General features: G+C 32.9%; 26 protein-coding genes and 1 pseudogene. 3 read left to right on the top strand and 24 right to left on the bottom strand.

All coding sequences use genetic code 11. The annotated features are described in order from the left end of the window. Positions 1 to 205: 205 nt before the first annotated feature. Together ACQY63_RS00750 and ACQY63_RS00745 are read left to right on the top strand one after the other, a co-directional pair. A complete protein-coding gene (locus ACQY63_RS00750) occupies positions 206 to 661 on the top strand; it encodes a MarR family transcriptional regulator (protein WP_117999185.1) in 456 nt (151 codons plus the stop codon). Beyond that, positions 654 to 1,949: an MATE family efflux transporter gene (locus ACQY63_RS00745; RefSeq protein WP_412335552.1), complete on the top strand. Its 1,296-nt coding sequence runs from the start codon at positions 654 to 656 to the stop codon at positions 1,947 to 1,949. The genes ACQY63_RS00750 and ACQY63_RS00745 overlap by 8 nt, the downstream gene beginning before the upstream one ends. Positions 1,950 to 2,048: 99 nt before the next feature. Here ACQY63_RS00745 and ACQY63_RS00740 read toward each other — a convergent pair whose 3' ends face one another. From ACQY63_RS00740 to ACQY63_RS00660, 17 genes and pseudogenes are all read right to left on the bottom strand, one after another. Then, positions 2,049 to 2,249 (bottom strand): hypothetical protein, encoded by a 201-nt coding sequence (locus ACQY63_RS00740; protein WP_412335554.1) that lies wholly within the window; start codon positions 2,247 to 2,249, stop codon positions 2,049 to 2,051. A gap of 133 nt (positions 2,250 to 2,382) precedes the next feature. Then, complete coding sequence (locus tag ACQY63_RS00735; RefSeq protein WP_428244575.1) at positions 2,383 to 3,369, bottom strand: hypothetical protein; 987 nt, start codon at positions 3,367 to 3,369, stop codon at positions 2,383 to 2,385. A 218-nt stretch (positions 3,370 to 3,587) separates the two neighbouring features. Beyond that, positions 3,588 to 3,740 (bottom strand): GNAT family N-acetyltransferase, encoded by a 153-nt coding sequence (locus tag ACQY63_RS00730; RefSeq protein ID WP_301956389.1) that lies wholly within the window; start codon positions 3,738 to 3,740, stop codon positions 3,588 to 3,590. A 204-nt stretch (positions 3,741 to 3,944) separates the two neighbouring features. Continuing rightward, positions 3,945 to 4,487, bottom strand: a complete 543-nt coding sequence (gene rbr / locus ACQY63_RS00725; protein ID WP_428245268.1) for a rubrerythrin — start codon at positions 4,485 to 4,487, stop codon at positions 3,945 to 3,947. A gap of 42 nt (positions 4,488 to 4,529) precedes the next feature. Continuing rightward, positions 4,530 to 5,111: pseudogene (locus ACQY63_RS00720) on the bottom strand (flavin reductase); the annotation flags it as partial. Between the two features lie 16 nt (positions 5,112 to 5,127). Then, a complete protein-coding gene (locus ACQY63_RS00715) occupies positions 5,128 to 5,526 on the bottom strand; it encodes a Fur family transcriptional regulator (protein WP_290987702.1) in 399 nt (132 codons plus the stop codon). A gap of 143 nt (positions 5,527 to 5,669) precedes the next feature. Continuing rightward, on the bottom strand, positions 5,670 to 6,263 hold the full coding sequence (locus tag ACQY63_RS00710) for a sugar O-acetyltransferase (RefSeq protein WP_428244574.1): 594 nt from the start codon (positions 6,261 to 6,263) through the stop codon (positions 5,670 to 5,672). A 278-nt stretch (positions 6,264 to 6,541) separates the two neighbouring features. Beyond that, positions 6,542 to 7,909, bottom strand: coding sequence for an MATE family efflux transporter (locus ACQY63_RS00705; RefSeq protein WP_428244573.1), 1,368 nt, complete (start codon positions 7,907 to 7,909; stop codon positions 6,542 to 6,544). Positions 7,910 to 8,124: 215 nt separating this feature from the next. Beyond that, on the bottom strand, positions 8,125 to 8,322 hold the full coding sequence (locus tag ACQY63_RS00700; protein WP_428244572.1) for a hypothetical protein: 198 nt from the start codon (positions 8,320 to 8,322) through the stop codon (positions 8,125 to 8,127). A 100-nt stretch (positions 8,323 to 8,422) separates the two neighbouring features. Continuing rightward, complete coding sequence (locus tag ACQY63_RS00695; protein WP_428244571.1) at positions 8,423 to 9,013, bottom strand: sugar O-acetyltransferase; 591 nt, start codon at positions 9,011 to 9,013, stop codon at positions 8,423 to 8,425. A gap of 31 nt (positions 9,014 to 9,044) precedes the next feature. Then, complete coding sequence (locus tag ACQY63_RS00690) at positions 9,045 to 9,350, bottom strand: hypothetical protein (RefSeq protein ID WP_428244570.1); 306 nt, start codon at positions 9,348 to 9,350, stop codon at positions 9,045 to 9,047. A 255-nt stretch (positions 9,351 to 9,605) separates the two neighbouring features. Next, the gene (locus ACQY63_RS00685) at positions 9,606 to 10,328 is read right to left on the bottom strand and encodes a helix-turn-helix domain-containing protein (RefSeq protein WP_412623176.1); all 723 of its coding nucleotides are present in this window, start codon (positions 10,326 to 10,328) and stop codon (positions 9,606 to 9,608) included. A 155-nt stretch (positions 10,329 to 10,483) separates the two neighbouring features. Beyond that, positions 10,484 to 11,620, bottom strand: coding sequence for a helix-turn-helix domain-containing protein (locus ACQY63_RS00680; RefSeq protein WP_117999194.1), 1,137 nt, complete (start codon positions 11,618 to 11,620; stop codon positions 10,484 to 10,486). A gap of 147 nt (positions 11,621 to 11,767) precedes the next feature. After that, positions 11,768 to 12,262 (bottom strand): adenylate kinase, encoded by a 495-nt coding sequence (locus ACQY63_RS00675; RefSeq protein WP_428244569.1) that lies wholly within the window; start codon positions 12,260 to 12,262, stop codon positions 11,768 to 11,770. Positions 12,263 to 12,285: 23 nt separating this feature from the next. Then, complete coding sequence (locus ACQY63_RS00670; RefSeq protein WP_118437114.1) at positions 12,286 to 12,708, bottom strand: GNAT family N-acetyltransferase; 423 nt, start codon at positions 12,706 to 12,708, stop codon at positions 12,286 to 12,288. A gap of 16 nt (positions 12,709 to 12,724) precedes the next feature. Beyond that, positions 12,725 to 13,378 carry a hypothetical protein gene (locus tag ACQY63_RS00665; protein WP_428244568.1) on the bottom strand — a complete coding sequence of 218 codons (654 nt, stop codon included), beginning with the start codon at positions 13,376 to 13,378 and terminating at the stop codon, positions 12,725 to 12,727. Positions 13,379 to 13,451: 73 nt separating this feature from the next. Then, positions 13,452 to 14,684 (bottom strand): ATP-binding protein, encoded by a 1,233-nt coding sequence (locus tag ACQY63_RS00660; RefSeq protein ID WP_428244567.1) that lies wholly within the window; start codon positions 14,682 to 14,684, stop codon positions 13,452 to 13,454. Between the two features lie 584 nt (positions 14,685 to 15,268). Between ACQY63_RS00660 and ACQY63_RS00655 the strand changes: the two genes are divergently transcribed. Continuing rightward, a complete protein-coding gene (locus ACQY63_RS00655) occupies positions 15,269 to 15,571 on the top strand; it encodes a hypothetical protein (RefSeq protein WP_147364292.1) in 303 nt (100 codons plus the stop codon). Positions 15,572 to 15,666: 95 nt separating this feature from the next. Here the strand turns inward: ACQY63_RS00655 and ACQY63_RS00650 are convergent, their stop codons facing one another. From ACQY63_RS00650 to ACQY63_RS00620, 7 genes are all read right to left on the bottom strand, one after another. Continuing rightward, a complete protein-coding gene (locus ACQY63_RS00650) occupies positions 15,667 to 16,101 on the bottom strand; it encodes an NUDIX hydrolase (protein ID WP_008402203.1) in 435 nt (144 codons plus the stop codon). Positions 16,102 to 16,135: 34 nt separating this feature from the next. Then, positions 16,136 to 16,630, bottom strand: a complete 495-nt coding sequence (locus ACQY63_RS00645; RefSeq protein WP_178062563.1) for a GNAT family N-acetyltransferase — start codon at positions 16,628 to 16,630, stop codon at positions 16,136 to 16,138. After that, positions 16,630 to 17,157 carry a GNAT family N-acetyltransferase gene (locus ACQY63_RS00640; protein ID WP_178062562.1) on the bottom strand — a complete coding sequence of 176 codons (528 nt, stop codon included), beginning with the start codon at positions 17,155 to 17,157 and terminating at the stop codon, positions 16,630 to 16,632. Before ACQY63_RS00640 ends, ACQY63_RS00645 begins: the two co-directional genes overlap by 1 nt. 32 nt (positions 17,158 to 17,189) lie before the next feature. Next, a complete protein-coding gene (locus tag ACQY63_RS00635) occupies positions 17,190 to 17,792 on the bottom strand; it encodes an AAA family ATPase (protein WP_178062561.1) in 603 nt (200 codons plus the stop codon). Further along, positions 17,789 to 18,229 carry a hypothetical protein gene (locus tag ACQY63_RS00630; protein WP_428244566.1) on the bottom strand — a complete coding sequence of 147 codons (441 nt, stop codon included), beginning with the start codon at positions 18,227 to 18,229 and terminating at the stop codon, positions 17,789 to 17,791. Before ACQY63_RS00630 ends, ACQY63_RS00635 begins: the two co-directional genes overlap by 4 nt. Positions 18,230 to 18,310: 81 nt before the next feature. Then, entirely contained in the window at positions 18,311 to 19,102 is a 792-nt protein-coding gene (locus tag ACQY63_RS00625) for a GNAT family N-acetyltransferase (RefSeq protein ID WP_428244565.1), read from the bottom strand. A gap of 371 nt (positions 19,103 to 19,473) precedes the next feature. Then, positions 19,474 to 19,812, bottom strand: coding sequence for a hypothetical protein (locus tag ACQY63_RS00620; protein WP_428244564.1), 339 nt, complete (start codon positions 19,810 to 19,812; stop codon positions 19,474 to 19,476). Positions 19,813 to 19,835 lie beyond the last annotated feature (23 nt).

Raw genomic sequence — 19,835 nt, 5'->3', positions numbered from 1 at the left:
TCATATCCACAATGTAAAACTCAACATTTACTCATCCAAAAATGTTGTGCCAATTCCGATTTGTTAAATTCAATGCATATACTATACCTTATATCGACAGATTCGCATATCCATTTTATGTCATACTTTTTTTCTTGACATTAGTCCTATATAGGACTATAATTCATTAGTACGTTATCGTACCATTTTTTTTTTGGAGGTAAATATGAATAGCAAAAAAGATAAATTTGAACAATTACAAAGATTTTATGCTCTTTGGAAGGAGGGAAATGCCATGTATGAGGATTGGGCAAAGAAGCATGGTCTGTCATCTAACGGCGTGCTTGTACTCTATTCTCTTTATGAAGCAAAAGATAATTGCACCCAGAAAAGTATTTCACAAAATTGGTCTATTCCTAAACAAACCATAAATACAATTCTAAAAGATTTTTCTTCAAATAATTATATTGAATTATCTACTGATGAAACAGACAAACGTAATAAATTAATAAAACTTACACGGGAAGGGAAGATTTATGCCGGTGAAATTATTGAAGCTCTGCATAAAAGAGAGCTGTTTGCCATAAATCACATGGGGGTAGATAACGTTACCAGAATGAATAATGATACAGAACTTTTTATAAACTTATTTCGAAACGGATATTCAACAGAAAATGAGTAATCGTAACACTTTTTTTAAATTTGTCATCCCCTCTATCATTGCATTTGCCCTGTCAGGTATTTATGCAATTGTAGATGGTTATTTTGTTGGCAATACCATAGGTGATGCCGGTCTTTCTGCAATCAATATAGCTTATCCAATTGTTGCACTGATACAGTCAGTGGGAACCGGCATTGGCATGGGTGGTGCTGTTTACTACTCTATCAATATGTCAGAAGGAAACCATCAAAAAGCAAAACAGTTTATTGCTGCTTCATGGTGGCTACTTATAGCTGCAAGTATTATTTTTACTTTACTTACTTTCTTTTCTGCTCATACTGTATTAACTCTTTTAGGAGCAGATGGACTGATACTTGATTATGCAACAAGCTATATTAAAATCATTGCCTTGGGTACTATATTGCAAATTGGAGGAACCGGACTAATTCCTTTTATTCGAAACTTTGGAAATTCTTCTTTTGCAATGATTGCCATGCTTGGAGGTTTTGCCACTAATATTATTCTTGATTTCTTATTTGTATGGGTTTACAGCCTTGGAATAACAGGGGCTGCACTTGCTACGATTATCAGCCAAGGTGTGACCTTACTTATTGCTCTCTTATATTCTATATTAAAAAAGAATTTGGTTATTAGTGTAAATAAAGTGGAATTTAGTAACCTTTGCAAATCAATTTTCAAAGTAGGTTTAGCTCCTTTTGGGCTTGCACTAACACCTAATATTTCTTTGGTAATCATCAATCGTTTTTCTGCATCCTATGGTGGAGAACAAGCGATTGCCACCTATGCCTGCATATCCTATATAGTCTGTATTATCTATTTGATTTTACAGGGGGTAGGTGACGGCAGTCAGCCACTTATGAGCCAATATTATGGTGAACATAAGGAAAAAGATTTAGCTGAAGTTAAACGTATGGCATATATTTTTGCTATTATTCTAGCTTTCATCGGCTGTGCCATCATGTACCTTGGCAGATGGCATATAGGAACGTTATTTGGTTCTTCAGATGCAGTAAATGCAGAGACTGCTAAAATCATTCCTATCTTTTTGATTTCTGTTCCATTTGTTGCAATTACAAGAATATCAACAGCCGGATTTTATGCAACAGAAAAAGCAGTATCATCCTATATACTGACATTTATTGAACCTGTCCTTATGCTTGTATTAATGCTTATATTACCACCACTTTTAGGTGGACAGATAATGATTTGGTGGAGCACCGTTTTTGCTAGAATTATTTCAGCAGTGTTAGCTATATTTATGACAAAATTAAGCAATAGAATTTTCTAATTTATGATTTTTTAATTATTATTTATTATGAAAAAAAGCAAGATTAACTATCACTTTCAAGTTATCCTGCTTTTCTCTTTACCATTATATACTGATTTTCTATAAACTGCTTATTATTTCTGCAATCCACTGCTCTATCTTGCTCTCTGATGTTTCAAGTTTTGGACCACCCTGTGAGTCAAACTGAATTTCCATAGGATGCACAATTTCTGCCCCTTTACATTCTTCTGCCATTTTTTCGGCAATTCTTTTTGTATTTCCATTTGACCATGAATAATATACTACGAATGTTTTTGACATTTTTGTACCTCCGTTTTTTTACTTATAAACCTATATCAACATAAATCTTAACAAGTTCCACGTCATAACCTGCATTGCTCATAATTTCTGCAATTGTCTTTGCATTCTTTATATTTTTATCACCCTTTCTAAATCAAAATAAATCCAACATATTATCTAAATATATTTTTTCTCTAACATTGATTTGGTACTCCGGCTTTGTCATGTAGTATAGTAGAAATTCCAAAATCAAAGCACTGCCCAGTCCTCTTCCTTCTATTTTAAAATTAGTAAATTCCATTGGCAAATACACATTTTTAATGTCATCCACACTGATAAATCCCTGATTTTTCATTGCCTTCGAAAACTGATAGCCACTACTGGAATTTGGTGCTTTGCAATTATGTTCAAAATCTTCTCCAAGATTTTTGTGGCTCACTGCTTCATAACAGACTTTTCTGTCCTTGCATCCAAACCAACAACATTCGTTACACAAAAACTCTACTTTATCCTTTTGCTTTTCTGATAATGTTTTTAGTTTATCAAATTCTTTATTTAATCGGAAATCAGGTACAACATACCTAAAATCTTCTCTATTTAATTCTTTTAAAAATTCCTGAAAATCTGTTATGACCTTTGTAGTTGATGATACAAAATATAATTCAGGATAATTCTTTTTCAGGTAATTAAGTAACAAATCTGAATGAACTATTACGCCATTTGAAACATAGCTATTAATTATTTTTTGATTTTGAGTACCACAACTTTCCATTGATGTATTTTGTATATTAATCCGAGTCTGGTTGGTTTTTTCACTTTTGTTTTGTGCAAACAAAGAACAAATGTCATTGCATATTTTATCTGAAAGATGTTCCTCTTTTAACAATGAATTACTAAAAGTAAGTCTTGCCGAAATGCCGTATTCCTGCATTAAATTAAGCACCTTCCACGTTTCTGCTTCTCCAACTTCAACACGACCACCACTCCAGATACAATCCATAGGTGAGCCATATATGGAACCTATATCACACCAATCATAAAAGTATTCTCTATGCTCTCTGAAAATTGGCAGGAACACTTTATATAGTTCGTAAAATTCAAATAATCCCGGTAGGTGAAAATATGCTGTTTTACTGCTCAATGTATTTTACCTCCTAAATTTCCAACCTATAAACATAGTCGTCCATATAAAATTCCATATTGTCTTCCTCTTTTTCTTTTAGTCAAACAGTGCTCCCCCTGTTTTTGTTTTTCATGGCTTTAAAGCACATAACAATTTTATAATAGATAACTCTTGTTAAAATATAACAATACCAATGATTAAAAGCAATATTACAACCTTTTATTTGTTCTAAACTTTTAAATTAGTTTCTTTCTCATCCACACATGAGGGCAACCCTCATCGTCACATATTTCAGCTGATTTGATATACCCGTTTTTTTCATAAAAATCAGACGCTCTTACCTGCGCCAATAACTCAGCCCACTTTCCCTGATTATTAACAATTTCCATAATTCCTTAATCTCCTTTCAAAAAAATAAGCATTCAAAACTAAATCTTATAATGCCGAAACACCGTACCTACGATTTAGTCTTGAATGCTTTATTACCACTCATCCGGTGATGAGTGAAAGCTTTAATATAGTTCTTAAATAAATTATATTTGATTATAACTTTTATGTCAAACTTTGCGACTTTCCTGTTATATCAATTTATGTTAATAATTTTCTTCATGTACTTCAAAGTAACTCTGTGGGTGATTGCATACCGGACATACTTCCGGAGCCTTTGTTCCTACTACAATATGTCCACAGTTACGACATTCCCATACCTTAACTTCACTCTTTTCAAATACCTGCGCAGTTTCAATATTCTTAAGGAGTGCACGATACCTTTCTTCGTGATGCTTCTCAATCTCGCCTACTGCCCTGAATTTTGCTGCAAGCTCTGGGAAGCCTTCTTCCTCAGCTGTTTTAGCAAAATCTTCATACATATCTGTCCACTCATAATTCTCGCCTTCTGCAGCTGCCGCCAGGTTTTCTTTTGTATCACCAATTCCTGCTAACTCCCTGAACCACATCTTTGCATGTTCTTTCTCATTATCTGCAGTCTTTAAAAATAATGCTGACATCTGCTCATAGCCTTCCTTCTTTGCCACCGATGCAAAATAAGTGTATTTATTTCTTGCCTGTGATTCTCCCGCAAATGCCTCCTGTAAATTTTTCTCTGTTTGTGTTCCTGCATATTTGTTTTCTACCATTTCTTTTACCTCCGTTTTGTTTACTATTTTTTCAAAATCTGATGCCGGATGCTTACATAAAGGACATATAAAATCATCCGGTAATTCTTCTCCTACATATTCATATCCACAAATCCTACATCGCCATATTGTCTGATCATCATCTGTTTTTCCAACTGCCTGTGGCTTAGGCTTAATATTATTCTGATAGTACTCGTATGTTGCCGACGGAATATCACTTAACACTTCCATATCAGTTATCTCACCAATAAACATTGTATGCGAACCTAAATCTTCTGTTCTGTTAACTGTTACAGAAATGTATGCATTTGTGCCTTCTGTAATATAATAAATACCATTTTCACCTCTTGTACACTTTCTAAATGATTCAAACTTATTTGTATCCCTTCCTGATTGAAAGCCAAAATGTTTGAATAATTCGAACTGTGCATTCTGACTTAGAACTGATACTGTAAATTTTCCTGTTCTTTCAATCATATCATGAGTGTAATTTGCTTTGTTAACACAGATGCTTAACTGATTCGGTTCCGAAGCTGCCTGAATTGCAGTGTTAATTATACATCCGTTGTCCTTTTCTGATTCCCTTGCCGTCAGTACAAACAAACCATAACTTAGTTTATACATTGCTTTTTTATCCATGTTATTCCTCCTTTAGATTCTTTCTGCATTTTTGGCAAATACCTTTAAATGAAATATCATAATTTAGAAATTCAATTCCATGAGTGTCATGAATTCTTTCCAGCAAATTTGGTATTTCGTCCATATCCACATCTGACACATCACCACATTTTACACACCTGACGTGATAGTGATTTGTCAAAGTAAAATCAAATCTATTAGGTCCATCCGGCACTTCAACTTTTCTCAAAGTTCCTTCTTCTGCCAATATATCAAGGTTTCTATATACCGTTCCCTTTCCAATTGTAGGATATGTTTCTTTTAAAAAATCATACACTTCATTTGCTGTAACATGTCTTTTCATATCATATACAGCATTTCGTATTAACTCTTTTTGAATAGTATTTCTTCTGGTTATCATCGCTTCTCCTTATTAGGATTTATTCTTAATAGAGAGTATATCTTATTATTGAATTTAAGTCAAGCAAAAATAGTAATCATTCCTATTATTAAATAAAGATGCCTAAAAAGACATCTTTACACAATATAAATATTCTGTTTTTCCTAAAATGCCAAATCCTCCGGCTGAATTTTATCATCTTCTCTTACTTCACGAATCACTCTGCATGGATTTCCAGCAGCTACTACCATTGGTGGTATATCTTTTGTTACAACACTTCCTGCACCAATTACACTACCTTCTCCTATTGTAACACCACCACAAATCACTGCGTTGGCACCTATCCACACATCTTTTCCGATAGTAATTGGTTTTGATGTGCTGATTCCGTTTGCTCTTTGTTCAGGATTAATAGAATGTCCTGCACAGGCAATGCATACACCCGGTGCTATAAAAGCGTTAGCCCCAATATGTACAGGTGATGTGTCTAAAATTACACAGTTGTAATTAATAACTGCCAGTCCATCTACAAAAATATTGAATCCGTAATCACAGTGAAATGATGGTTCTATAAATGTTAAATCAGAACATTTTCCAAGTAAGTTTTTAAGAATATCTCTACGCTTTTCAGCCTCGTCCGGTCCTGTCTGATTGTATTCAAAACATAGTTTCTGTGCTGTAGCTTTTAATGACTTTGGCACGTTTAAGTTGTTGCTATTGTAGCCTTGATTTTTTTGAATTATATCTTTTATCTCCATGTTTTTCCTCCAAAATAAAATTTAGAAATTCATCCAAATTTCATTTTATAATTTAATAGCTTTTTTATTTCACAATATTCTAAAATCCTTTGATTTATCAAAAAAGTATTTACGATTTTAAATCTGTTCTATATTATAGCATATTCTCAATTTTCAGTAATACTTATAAAATAAAAAACACATTCATAACTACTATGATTGTTTGCAATGGGATTACTTTAATTTTAAAATCCATTGTTTTCAAATATCACAATATTATTTGAATGTGTTTTTTACTTTTAGCTTAAACTTTCAACGTCTTTATTTACAATTCTCTTCAAAAATACATATCCCACTAAACAGGCTACTGCCTCTGTTATTGGAAATGCCCACCATATTAGAGAGACACCTACCTGCCCATTTCTTACAATAACAGAAAAGATTCCTGCAAGTGGTAATATGAGAACCAACTGTCTAATCAGCGAAATTATAAGTGATTGGATTCCTCCATCTAATGCCTGATAAATTCCCTGATATGCCACGTTGATTCCTGCAAAAATAAAACTTATTGAAATAATTCTCATTGCACCGATAAAATATTCTCTTGATTGTCCTGCATTAAATAATGTTGCAAATGCTCCCGGGAATATTTCTGTAATGGCAATGCCTAAAATCATTAATACACCTGTGTATATTAGACCATATTTTATGCCGTCTTTTATTCGCTTCTTACTACCCATACCGTAAGCAAAAGCAATAATCGGTGTGATTGCATCTCTTAGTCCAAATGCAAGGAACAGTACAAACTGTTGCACTTTGTAGAACAAGCCATATGCCGTCTGGGCTGATGGGCTAAATTTCAAAATAAGATTCATAACATAAACCATTATTGACATAAGAGCCTGTGCAATAATGGCAGGAAGTCCGATTGAATATATTTCCTTAATAATCCTACCCTTTGGTTTCATATATTTTATGCCATGATCAAATTCTTTATTTAATTTTATATGGAAAATAAATAACAATACTGCTGATGCAATCTGACCGATTACAGTTGCATAGGCAGCCCCTTCTACTCCCATTTGTGGAACAGGTCCAAGACCATATATCATAATTGGGTCAAGGATAATATTTACTACTGCCCCAACTACCTGACCAATTGTTGAATAAAGGGATCGTCCTGTTGCCTGTAACAATTTTTCAAATAATGAAAAGAATACAATTCCAAAAGACAATACACAGCATATTCTTAAATAAGATGTCCCCATTGAAATAACCTGTGAATCAACTGTCTGTGATACAATGTAGACTCTTACTCCAAATATTCCAAAGAACAAACATACTACATAAATAATTACTCCTAAAAACAAACTGTTTCCTGCAACTTTTGCAGCCTTTTTGTTATTTCCCTGTCCCAGCGTTCTTGCAAGAAGGGCGTTTGTTCCTACACCTGTGCCAATTCCAATTGCCACCATTAGCATTTGTACAGGAAATACCAGTGTCAATGCGTTCAGTGCTGCCTCGCTTCCCTCTTTCATATTTCCAACAAAAGCACTATCTACAATATTGTAAACTGCCTGCAATGCCATAGATAAAATCATCGGTATTCCCATTTGAACCATCAGTTTATTAACCGGCATTTTTCTCATTTTGTTGTTTTCAGCCATTTTTATTTTCTCCTCCCTTTCTACGCAAAAAAAGTGTGCGCTTATTTATAAGTTGGACTTACGCATAAAGCAACACACTTTTTAATGGCATTATAAAATTGAAAAACGAGTAGCAAAAACTGGATTTACGCTATTGCTACTCGTTTCAATAAGTTATTATATTTTTAATTTTTAAAAATGTCAAAGGGGGTTCGTTGAATTTTCGTGTGCGAAATTTATTCTTCTGACAGTGCCAAATAAGACCATTCATCGCCTTCATCTAAGTTGTTCTCTATAAGCCACTGATCCTCTACAGATATAATCTTCTCTTCATTATCTTCATTTATTAATGTAACCGATACTTTGGGTGCTTCATTGGGATTTCGTTCCTCACAGCCATAGTCGCCATCAAATATATGTTTAATTTTCCACATTTGCAATTTCTCCTAACTTGATATTCATATACATTTCGCCTACACATATATTTTCAATATATTAATATTCATAATATTTTAAGCATCTATACTGCTTAACTTATGGGCGATAACCTGTTTTGTCGTCCTCAGTTATTTCACGTATGACCTTGCATGGCACACCTGCTGCAACTACATTTGCAGGAATGTCTTTTGTGATTACACTGCCTGAACCTATAATTGTGTTGTCTCCAATAGTTACGCCCTGGTTTATGTGGACTCCGGCTCCGATCCAAACGTTATTACCGATTTTTACTGGTTTGGCATAGCATGCACCATGAGTACGCTCCCAGGAATCTGCTGCGTGATTTGAAGTATATATTCCAACTCTTGGTCCAAACAGCACATTATCGCCAATCTCAATTCCACCACCGTCTAACATAATGCAGTCAAAGTTGGCATAAAAATTATTTCCAATAGAAATGTTGTAGCCAAACTCACATCTGAAATTTGGTTCAAAATGAACACCTTTACCTATTGATTTCAACAACTTCTTAAGAATTACTTCTCTCACTTCAGCCGGTTGTCCGAAACTTGCGTTGTACTCATTTGTCAAAAACACTGTGTTTTCACGTGCCTTAACCAATTCATCGGTTAAATCATTGTACATTTTTCCACTTAAAACATATTGCTTTTGTTCTCCTAAATTCATTTTGATTTTTCTCCTTAAACCTTTTTAACTTCTAATTTATCCAATAACTTAACACAATAATAAAACATATTATACTTGGAATAAAAAATAAAAATCCCCAATATTTTTCTTTAAACGTTATAAATATAAAACTTAAAATATTTATAGCTAACAATGGAATAAAACTTAATGTTAATATCATTCCTGCCCTGTCCCAGGCCTCAAAAGGTATCATGGCATTGGGGTTTAATATTGTAGTGTTGTATGTAATGTATGGAATTGCCAAATGAACCAACAACACAATTCCTATAATATTTAATACGATTAATAAAATTTCCAACGCTTTTCTTTTTGTCATAACGTTCACCCTGATTCATAAATTTATATTGTTATTTTGGTTTAAGTATACTGACAAATTATTATACATTCAATACATAATCAGCGATTTTTTACATTATGCTTTTTAAGCAATCTCACCTTTTAGATTATAAATACAAGTTATAAAAAAAGACAGATTTTTTAATCTGCCTTTTCAATATTATTCTATTTTACTAATAGTCCATAAAATAAAATGTCTCCTTGAGGGACATTTAGGGACATCTTGGGGGATAATTTATTCTTTAACTTTAATATCCCCTTTAACAATATCACTATCTATTGAATTACAAACAACATTGCCTTCAACCTTGTCACATTTTATCGAGTTACAAACAAGGTTGCCCTTTATTTTATCTGCCTTAACATTTCCATTTACCTGAACCGTTTCTCCACAATTGATGTCACCTGATAAATCACCACCAACTGTTATATTTTCACCTGCATTACACCCTCCTGAGAAATGTCCCCCAACCGTAACATTTCCATTTGAGTTACAACCACCACTTAAATGCCCGGTAATATTCACTTCTCCATTTGCATTGCATCCACCTGAAACACAACCTTCAACATATATATTGCACTGGCTTTGAACACTTTTTGCATCACCAATTATTTCAAAAGTAAACTTTTCAGTTATGTTGTCTGTTTTTTGTAAAATTTTTCTACCTTTGCAAACCACACCACGAATAACGCCATCGTCCTCCCATGGCAATTCTGTACAATATTCATTATTGACATTTGGTTCTGATTTCCTTGAGAAAAGTTCGTCTATGTTGCAGTTAAACAGGTCTGCTAAAACCGGCAAAAATAAAATATCCGGCAATGACTTTGCATTTTCCCACTTTGAAACTGCCTGAAAAGAAACTCCCAACTTATTTGCAAGTTCCTCCTGTGTCATTCCGGATTTTTTACGATATGTTTGTATATTAGTTGCCAAAATATTGCATGTATTTTCCATGTAATCACCTCCGATAATGAAATTATATATAATATGGAGATGGCTTTCAATCAATTAAAAGTCGATATTTTTCAACCGGGGGTTGAGTGACCGATTGTTAATTATAATTCATATACAAACAAAAAAGCCCTGAACATCAGAGCTTTTTACTACAACTATTTAGAATATCCTATTGCCTCAGCAAACTTTTCTGCCATTTTTCCAGGCCAGCACCCCAGAATATAATTAACTACATCCTGTTGTTTTTCCTTTATAAATTCTTGTGTATAAGCCTCCATATAACCAATTTGTCTATCGTTAAACTTGGCCTTTTCTGCCTCATCAGAAAGTATACTTTGATGATATTCATATTGCTTTTGCATCTGCTCTTTTAATTCTTCAAAATATTTCGCTGCATTTTCAAATCTGCCTAAAATAACCTCTGCATTAATTAGATATTTATAAATATCTCTTAAGAAACCTCTGCAATATGATTTCAAATATTTATTTTCACCGAATACCTCTATTAGTCTAATTGCCCACTGACCAAATTCCACTGCACGCAAAGGTTTCTGCCATGAAAAAGTCTCCATTGCGTACAAATTTTCCTTGTTAATTGCACGAACAAAATTTTGAAGATTTTTAGTTACTGCTTCATCCATTGCATCAATGCCATTCTCAAAAGCTTCCAACTGTGCCAAGATACTTTCCTGAAGTCTGTTAGAAGATACTGATGGCAGTTGTTCAATATGTTCTCTGGCATACGCATAATTTCTATCATGTATGTAAATCCACGCCAACGCAAAATGTGCACGTTCAATCCATTCCTTATTGTTTGCAAATCTTATGGCATTGGAACCGTACTTTATAGCCAATTCCCTGTACTCAGCCCACTTGTCCTCGGCATATTTTTCCAAATCTACAAATCTGCTTAAGTTTGCAACCTGCTCTACAAAAAAGACTGAATAAATATAATTATCTGGTGCTTCATAAACTTTCTTTAACATAAACTGACATGATAAAAGTGCTGCTTCTGCCTTTCTCCCTGATTCCGTTTCTATTTTTTCTATATGTCTTTTTAGTTCTACATAAACATTGTCATCAATTTCATTTTTCTCTAATCCAAAGAGATAATCCGTTGAAACATTAAGTGTTTTTGCCAATGGCACTACCATAGAAATATCAGGCATCCCTGTTCCGTTTTCCCATCTACTTACAGCCTGTGGTGTTACACCAATATGTAATGCCAATTCTTCCTGTGTCAAACCAATCTGCTTTCTAATTATTTTTATATTGTTTCCTATTAAATTCATATTTTATCACTACTGTCTGACAGCTTTCTCCTCATAATTTTTCGGTACCGTGACTAAAATATAACACTGAAAATTTATAATATCAAACAATACGATATTTATGGAAAACAATTGAGCATTGAGTTTAACATATGAAATGATTTGCTGTTATAAATTTTCCAAATAAAGATTTGCTTCTTCTCTTGATTTAAAAATCACAACTTCTTTGTCTTTGTATTTTTCAAGAAGCTGATATATTTCAGGAAGACTTTTATCTGAAAATTCCTGAATCCATTGTTTGAATTCTCCCTCAAATGTTTCCTCCGTTTCAACCCAAGGCATATCTTCTCTTTTTGTTCCTATTCTTGATTTTACTCCCTCTAAACATACCTGTGTCGGCAAATCGAATAGTATTATCAGGTCACATTCTTTCATTCTGGCTTCCAATGTTCTTTGATAGTTTCCATCAATTATCCATTGTTTTTTAACAAGTATTTCCTTTAATTTTTTGTCAAATTCTTCTGATGAAATTGTAGTTCTGTCCGGTTTATGTTTTATCATATCTAAGTAAAACAATGGCAAACCTGTTTTGTCTCGTAATTTTCTTGCAAAGGTGCTTTTCCCTGAACCGGGACTGCCAATTATCATTATTTTGGTGTGCATTTTGAATCTCCCTAAAATCTAATTTATTTTTTATATATTATTTTTCTCAGTGCCGGTCCACAATACTGATGTGGCACAAGTTTGAATCCCTGCTTTATGTAAAATTGTTCTTTACCTGCCTCTGCTAACAATTGTACGCTCACTCTACTTCCATCGTACATATTTCTTTCAATATACTTTAAAATAGAGTTTATTATTGCCGTTCCTATTTTCTTGCCCTGATATTCAGGTCTCACCACAATATCTACAATGGTGAAATATATGCCATCGCCCACAACTCTTCCCATACCAATTGCATTTTCATTATCATAAATCACAATTGAGTAATAAGATTTTTTGAGTGCTTTCTGTGCCTGTACCTTGCTCCAGTTATTCCATCCAACTGATTCTCTAAGGTTGTAATATGTTTCATAATCCAATTGATTTTCTTTTATTGTATATTTCATAAATGCTCCAATTTTTCTATTTACCAGCTAAAATATCTGCAAATTTATTTTCAAGGAAAAATCTATAATCCGGTGCCAACAAACTATTAGCAAACTCATCTCGAATAGTTTTCTGTAACCATTCTTTTCTCTTTTTTATAAATTCATCATATCGGCAAATTGTTATTAAGCCTTCCTGTTCAGCCTTTATTACTTCATAATATGCATCTGAAACATATTCGCAATGTTCCACTTTTGTTGGTCGATCTGAAATATATGCATTAGGAATGTGAATATTTAACTCTTTGTATGTTGATATATTGTCGCATGAATATATATATCCTTCCACTCCACTATACGTTTCTTTCAATGCATTTGGATAATATTCTTCCAGGCACAACTTACCATCTTTATCAAATCCATACGGTCCCCATTTATGCCAGAAGCCCTCAAACTTAAAATGCTTTTCCTTACAAAATTTTTCAATAGCATTGCTTAAATACACCAATACATTCTCTCTTTTGTCTGAAAAGTAAATTAAAGGAATATCGTGATTTGATATATTTGGTTTTAAAATTTTTATATTTTTCGTCTGTGATGCATGAAAAAAAGTCATTGTTCCTCCTCTAACTAAAGTCGTATTTTCTATTTTATTAAATTTTTTATCATATGCATCCCATAATTCGGTCATAATAATCTCCTTACACAATACATCTTATCTCTGCACATGTTTCCATATATTTGATGTTCTAACAAAATATAATCTATATATATTCAATTGGCAAAGCTATCAGATTTTCTCTTAAATATGTTTTTTTATCTATCAGACAAAGAATAATTCCCATACCTCTTTTTTTATCAGGTATCTTGTCAAGGACCTGATTTGTGGCTCCCATAATGGCCTTTGGATTACCTGACATTTTTATTTCAACAGGATATAATACTCCATTCTCTTCGATAATTAAATCTATTTCATTTTCTCCTGTTTTTCTTTTGTCCTTACCTCTATAGTAATAAATATTGAAACGATAATCTTTACCTTCATTAGAATACGTTTTTAAAATTTCAGAAATAACAAATGTTTCAAACATGTTTCCGGCTACTGCCGAATTCTTTAGTGCATCAGCTGTCAACCATCTTGTCAGGTAACAGGCAAGTCCTGTGTCCCTAAAATATATTTTTGGTGTTTTTATAGCTCTGTTTAATGCACTTGCACTATATGGCTGTAACAAATAAACTATCCCTGTTCTTTCTAAAATTGATATCCATTTTTTTACAGTCATTTCACTTATACCTATGTCACTTGCAATATTTGCATAATTAAGTAGCTCACCTGTTCTTGCTGCAACAGCCGTTAAAAATTTTGTAAATGTAATACTGTCAGTAGCAATCAACTCATTTATGTCTCTTTCTAAATATGTTGATACATAAGATGAATAAAACTCCTGCCAATCTCGATCTATATCGTATAATTCAGGATATGAACCCTTATGAATAATTTCCCATACGTTATCATATTTCTTTAATTCTTTTTCACGCTCTTTCAAATAATCCTCTGTAGGCACAAAATGTTTATTAAATTTTATCTTTTTAATTTCACGCATGGACAAACCTGAAAGTTCAAAAATTGATACTCTGCCAGCCAGTGATTCGCTAATTCCCTTCATAAGTTCTAATTTTTGAGCCCCCGACAATATGAATTGCCCTCTTTCATCAGATTCATCTACTATTTGTTTAATCTCTTCCAGAATTGCGCCCTCTTTCTGTACTTCATCAATAAAGAGAGGACATGGGTTATTCAAAAAGAATAATTTAGGTTCTTCTTTAGCTTGTATTCTAGTTAATCTATCGTCAAAATTAGTTCTATTGTATTCTGAAAATTCATGTTTAATTAATGTTGATTTTCCAACCTGTCTTGCACCAACGACTAAAGTACATTTACTTTTTTGTACTCTATCTTTAAGAATTGGTGAAATATTTCTTTCAATATATGACATTTTGCTCCTCCATATAGACAATATTTAAGATTATTATAAATATTCTTCAAATAATATTCAAGCGACTAATCCATAATTGGAATATGGATTAGTCGCTTTTGTAATAATAATGTATATTTTCGATTAATATAAATTAATTTTCTTTTACCCATTCCTTATATTCATCTTATATTTCAATTTATTTATAAGAACTGTCTTTCCTACACCTCTTAATCCACTAAATATAACTGATTGAATAGGTATATTCATATTTACATTATATCAAATTTTTATTATTTATTTTTCTTTTTTTCCGTCAACCCAAACAAAATTTGTATTTAAACACTACTACTATTCTTCCCATTGCACAAATGGTCCAATTTCCCTCAATAATCTGTTTTGACGAAATAAACAAAAAATCTCTTCCCTTGTTCTATTTTTAATTTAGGTAGGCATTTAAAAATTTTTAGAATTATCTGTAATTACATTTTCCCTATGTGTAAAATGTAAATCACTCGAGGAAATACTTTTTATGTACATAAAATTCATTATGGGAGGTACTGAATATGCCATTGCAAACTCACAGAAACAAGGAGGATAAAAAAATGTATAAAGTATTATTGGAAACAGGAGAATTAAAGGAATTTAGGACTTTGAAAGCAGCTATCAGAAAAAGTGTTGTAATTAACGGCAAAAAACAGATTTTGTATATCTCTGAAAATGTCGGGTTTGGACCGGATACTAACACACTTATTTTTGATAACGAGTATGAATACGGCAACCTTACTTCAGCTAGAATAAAGTATCTTATGAACAAATTAGCATTTGCACATTTCTACAAGCGATGCGCAGCTACACTGAATTGGCTGACGGGAGCTTGCTCACAGTCAGACACATTCAAGTGTTGATGCATAGCGCGACAGCGCGACATGAGCATGAAGCAAAGCGAAATGCGAATGCATCGCGTAGATAAACTGGAAGTTTCTGTTGCTTATCTTGATTTTTATATAAAGCCTCTTTTTTTTGCTTCTTCAATCAATATAGGTTGAATTAAAGGATATGTCCAATTATCAACTAACTTATCTGAAATCAATATTTTCTCAATCTCACAATGTAATTCCACGAATGAGCTAATGTCTGCAATAAATAACATTCCAAAAGTTTCATCATCAATATTTTCATTTACTCGTGTCTTTCCTTTAACAGAATACACACATATTGGTTCAATTTTAAAATCAATTGCCCCTGTTTCTTCTTGTAATTCTCTTTTGGCTGTTTCAAAAATACTTTCTCCAGGTTCTCTGTGACCGCCTGGCACTTCATAAGTCTCTCTTTCTTTGTGTTTACAGAATACCCACTTGTTGTCTGTTTTTGATATTATTACTGCAAACTTCAAAAGTTCATCTGCGACATTGTCATAAAATTTAACTTCTACCATTCTACCAATACCTCGTCAAATTCTAATTGTTATTCTAATCATTCAATCTTAACCTGCTTATCACGGCTCCATCATCATCTTTTCCTACCACTTCGAATCCATTACCAAGACAAAGCTTTTCTGATGCTTTATTATCTGGATGCCATGAAGCATAAATGTGATTAGCTTCTCCATATGGAAAAGTTTTAATATACTCAATTAACATTTTAATTACTTCTTTTCCATATCCGTTCTGCTGATATTTTTTATCAATCATCAATCTATAGATTTCATATCCTGGATTTTCATCATAATCACACTCTTTTTCATATGTAATCATTACAAATCCCATCATTTCATTATCTTTATAAATTGCCTTAGGAATACATCTATAATAATTATCAGCATCTTCTTTATTAGCATCTGAGTGAGCAAACGCTTCTGCCAAACTAAAAATATTAGGATTTACAAATGACTTCTGCCAATCATACACATCTAGTTCAATACATTGTTGCCAATTGTAATGCCTAACTTCCTTTAACTCTATCATTATTTTCTCTCCTTCTTATAAACTAACATTCCATTTCCATATGGATCATCCTCTGCGCCCATTTCCTTTTCAACAAAAGTATATCCGCCTTTTTCAAGTACTCGCGCTGATGCTACATTACCAAATACGACACGTCCCCAGACAACCGCTGAATCAAGGTTATCAAATGAGAACTGTGTCATCGCATTTAGCAATTCTGTAGCATATCCGTTTCCTTTGTACTTTTCAGTTATCTGGTATCCAATCTCTACTTCATTCTCTTTTACTTCAGTTTCACTTACTCCTGTATCACCTATAAGTTCTCCTGTCCTTTTTAATTCAACAGCCAAAACATATGGCATTCGATTATTGTTTGCGCAGTCCAGATAAAAATCTATTGCTCCTATAGCCTCATTTATGTCTATATAGCTTTCGTTTGGGAACCATTTTTTTACTGCTTCTTCCCGATGATTTAGATACAGTTGTTCTGCATCTTCTTTTTTAAACTTTCTAATTATCAAATGTTCTGTTTCAAAAATAATATCCATATAATCTCCTCGGTTTTCCACTCTCGTACTCTTTACTTTTCTCTAATCCACTCTAATATATGCTCTGCCACTTCTCTCGGACTTTTGTTTGTAATATCAAATGTATCAAACTTTGTACCATTAAACTCATTGTGAGTTCTAAAGTACTCGTTATAATTAATTGAACCATTAATCCAATCTTCATCTGTAATATGACGTCCTTCTGTCATATGTTGTCTTATTACATCTGGATCAGCTGTAAGTGCTAATACCTTTATTTCAGAAAAATATCTTGCACCATATCCTTTACCAAGTTTATCAACATTTCCTGCACTAGTCCAAATAGTCGGTTTGTTGGCCTGATTGTTATTTCTAGATATCTGATATATCTGTTCTAACATATAATAATTGTCATCATCCGTCTGTGGATGCATCAAATTATTAAACTGATCTACCTCTTGAACAATAATTTCATCTGTCATCTTTTGTAACTCCTGTGCTGCAGTGGTTTTCCCAATCCCACTACAACCAGTCAAAATATATAAAGGTAATTTTTTAAATTCCCATATATAGCCACACTTTGGACATTTTATTTTATTTCCAGTTACTTCTTTATCCCACTCATGATTTCCACAATTAGAACATATACTTATCATTTTATTATCTCCTTCAATTTTTCAAAATCTTCTGTACCTGTTGCCCAAATAATAGCTGGTATTTTAGTGCTACCTATTTGTCTATATAATTCAAGTCTATGTCTACCATCGCACACATAAAAAGTCCCATCACTTCTATACTCTATTATTAGTGGTGGGGGATTCCATCTTTCCATATCATTTTTCATAGAATCTACTCTATAGAAAAAATAATCTATATCATTACTTTGTGATAGATATTCAGGTGCACCAGATTTTATATTTTCCAACAGTTCAATATCAAAATCGATTATTTCTGTATACAACCTTGTTTCTTTTAATAATCCATCTGCTAGTGCAATGTTATTGCCATCATTTCGTAAAAACAACTGTATCCATTGTTCAATTTTTCCTTTTTTGCAATATTCTATTGCAACATCCATAACACCGTATTTCATAATCTCCTCATTTACATTTGGCTATCATCACTATAAACTGGAATTTGCGCATGTTCAACAAATTAGAGTGTCTTGGCCTATTTATCCAATTGAGCAAAGTTTCCCGCGAAGAATGTAACCAATCTTCTCATAGCAAGCATTCGATGCGGCGTAGTCCGCATCTGTGTAAAGCATCGGAAGGCATCCTTCCGCTTCAGCCATCTTGGAAACCTGATAAACAAGATTATCTGCATAATGTTTTCTTCGGTGTTCAGGTCGTGTAAAAACCAATCCAACACTTGCCAGTTCACCTTTCGGATTGTAAGAGCAAGACGCCACATGATTTCCTTGCGAATCCTTCCAAAAGAATGTTTTTCCTTCTTTTATTTTTATTTCCGCATACTCCAAACAGCCTTTTCGGTCCATCTTATCTACGCCTGTTTCTTCATGAAACATTTCAGCAAAATAGGCAAGTTCTTCCTTATCATTCATCTCGCACCTACAGATTTCGCCCTCTGCAATTTCATCCGGTTTTATTGGATTTGGACAGTCATAAGCAAACATATTTGTCTTTACCGATAAATTTATTCCATCCTTCAACGCTCTTTTAATAAAATAATCTGAAAGTTCATATTTAAGATTAAAAGTATGTTCCTTGTTCATCAGATTATTTTCAAACAAAAGCCTGTACGCTTTTTCCATTTCCTCTTCCGTTGCATCATCTGCCGTCCATATCCAAGCCGGAAACGGCTCTGTTGAAAAGCAAATGATTAATCGTTCATGGTCAGATAACAGTAACTTGCACGGTCCGTCAATAATACGTCTCAATACAAAAAATGTATATTTATCACCTTCTAATAATTTATAATCTCTTTCATCTACATAATTGTCCATATCTAATTTTTATTCTCCTACAAATTCAAATTTATCTCTCTAATTGTCTTACATTATATCACAAAAGCATCAACAAAAAATCCCTAGTTACACCTAAATGTAACTAGGAATATATTATTAGTTTTCGCGATTATTACTTTTTTGCAATAGCTGCCTGTATGATGGCACCGAAGGATATACACTATCAAAAGTATATAGACGTATTTCATCAATTATTTTTGTTTAAGATTATATCATTTTACAGATTATTTATATAAAATACTTCGAATTGTATCATTAGATAGTCCATATTCCTCCGCAAGTTTGCAAATTGTTTTTAATGTACTTCTTAACAACCAAAACTCTATCTACAATGTTTATATTTTACATCATTATATTTTCAATTTTTTTATTATTTCTGTATCTCGATACTTTCTATATATATTTTTTGCACTAGTAATTGTATTTACAGAATCGTGTAAATAATCAGGTAAAGCAATTTCTAACGCCCCAATTTTTTCTCCTATTTTCATAAGTTTTTCATAATTCATTGGCAAGCCTAGTTCAATCACTCCACTATCTAATATAATTCTCTTGTCCGACATGTTATAATACTCTTTGTATTCTGTACTTTTCTGTACAATATGAGGCAAGGCTAAAAGCATATCTCCCTCATCTGAAAATGTTGTTAAACAATTTACAGGAGACATGATACATAACTTAATTGACATATTATTCTCCACTATTTTCTAAA

This window comes from Eubacterium sp. Marseille-QA0814 (assembly GCF_965119675.1).
Taxonomy (GTDB): domain Bacteria; phylum Bacillota; class Clostridia; order Lachnospirales; family Lachnospiraceae; genus Eubacterium_G.
This window is presented reverse-complemented; position numbering and strand designations above follow the sequence as displayed.

Bases quoted from the DNA above. Each gene is read 5' to 3' on its own strand.
- ACQY63_RS00750 (WP_117999185.1), top strand. From the start codon at position 206: ATGAATAGCAAAAAAGATAAATTTGAACAATTACAAAGATTTTATGCT.
- ACQY63_RS00745 (WP_412335552.1), top strand. From the start codon at position 654: ATGAGTAATCGTAACACTTTTTTTAAATTTGTCATCCCCTCTATCATT.
- ACQY63_RS00740 (WP_412335554.1), bottom strand. From the start codon at position 2,249: ATGTCAAAAACATTCGTAGTATATTATTCATGGTCAAATGGAAATACA.
- ACQY63_RS00730 (WP_301956389.1), bottom strand. From the start codon at position 3,740: ATGGAAATTGTTAATAATCAGGGAAAGTGGGCTGAGTTATTGGCGCAG.
- rbr (WP_428245268.1), bottom strand. From the start codon at position 4,487: ATGGTAGAAAACAAATATGCAGGAACACAAACAGAGAAAAATTTACAG.
- ACQY63_RS00715 (WP_290987702.1), bottom strand. From the start codon at position 5,526: ATGATAACCAGAAGAAATACTATTCAAAAAGAGTTAATACGAAATGCT.
- ACQY63_RS00710 (WP_428244574.1), bottom strand. From the start codon at position 6,263: ATGGAGATAAAAGATATAATTCAAAAAAATCAAGGCTACAATAGCAAC.
- ACQY63_RS00705 (WP_428244573.1), bottom strand. From the start codon at position 7,909: ATGGCTGAAAACAACAAAATGAGAAAAATGCCGGTTAATAAACTGATG.
- ACQY63_RS00700 (WP_428244572.1), bottom strand. From the start codon at position 8,322: ATGTGGAAAATTAAACATATATTTGATGGCGACTATGGCTGTGAGGAA.
- ACQY63_RS00695 (WP_428244571.1), bottom strand. From the start codon at position 9,013: ATGAATTTAGGAGAACAAAAGCAATATGTTTTAAGTGGAAAAATGTAC.
- ACQY63_RS00690 (WP_428244570.1), bottom strand. From the start codon at position 9,350: ATGACAAAAAGAAAAGCGTTGGAAATTTTATTAATCGTATTAAATATT.
- ACQY63_RS00685 (WP_412623176.1), bottom strand. From the start codon at position 10,328: ATGGAAAATACATGCAATATTTTGGCAACTAATATACAAACATATCGT.
- ACQY63_RS00680 (WP_117999194.1), bottom strand. From the start codon at position 11,620: ATGAATTTAATAGGAAACAATATAAAAATAATTAGAAAGCAGATTGGT.
- ACQY63_RS00675 (WP_428244569.1), bottom strand. From the start codon at position 12,262: ATGCACACCAAAATAATGATAATTGGCAGTCCCGGTTCAGGGAAAAGC.
- ACQY63_RS00670 (WP_118437114.1), bottom strand. From the start codon at position 12,708: ATGAAATATACAATAAAAGAAAATCAATTGGATTATGAAACATATTAC.
- ACQY63_RS00665 (WP_428244568.1), bottom strand. From the start codon at position 13,378: ATGACCGAATTATGGGATGCATATGATAAAAAATTTAATAAAATAGAA.
- ACQY63_RS00660 (WP_428244567.1), bottom strand. From the start codon at position 14,684: ATGTCATATATTGAAAGAAATATTTCACCAATTCTTAAAGATAGAGTA.
- ACQY63_RS00655 (WP_147364292.1), top strand. From the start codon at position 15,269: ATGTATAAAGTATTATTGGAAACAGGAGAATTAAAGGAATTTAGGACT.
- ACQY63_RS00650 (WP_008402203.1), bottom strand. From the start codon at position 16,101: ATGGTAGAAGTTAAATTTTATGACAATGTCGCAGATGAACTTTTGAAG.
- ACQY63_RS00645 (WP_178062563.1), bottom strand. From the start codon at position 16,630: ATGATAGAGTTAAAGGAAGTTAGGCATTACAATTGGCAACAATGTATT.
- ACQY63_RS00640 (WP_178062562.1), bottom strand. From the start codon at position 17,157: ATGGATATTATTTTTGAAACAGAACATTTGATAATTAGAAAGTTTAAA.
- ACQY63_RS00635 (WP_178062561.1), bottom strand. From the start codon at position 17,792: ATGATAAGTATATGTTCTAATTGTGGAAATCATGAGTGGGATAAAGAA.
- ACQY63_RS00630 (WP_428244566.1), bottom strand. From the start codon at position 18,229: ATGAAATACGGTGTTATGGATGTTGCAATAGAATATTGCAAAAAAGGA.
- ACQY63_RS00625 (WP_428244565.1), bottom strand. From the start codon at position 19,102: ATGGACAATTATGTAGATGAAAGAGATTATAAATTATTAGAAGGTGAT.
- ACQY63_RS00620 (WP_428244564.1), bottom strand. From the start codon at position 19,812: ATGTCAATTAAGTTATGTATCATGTCTCCTGTAAATTGTTTAACAACA.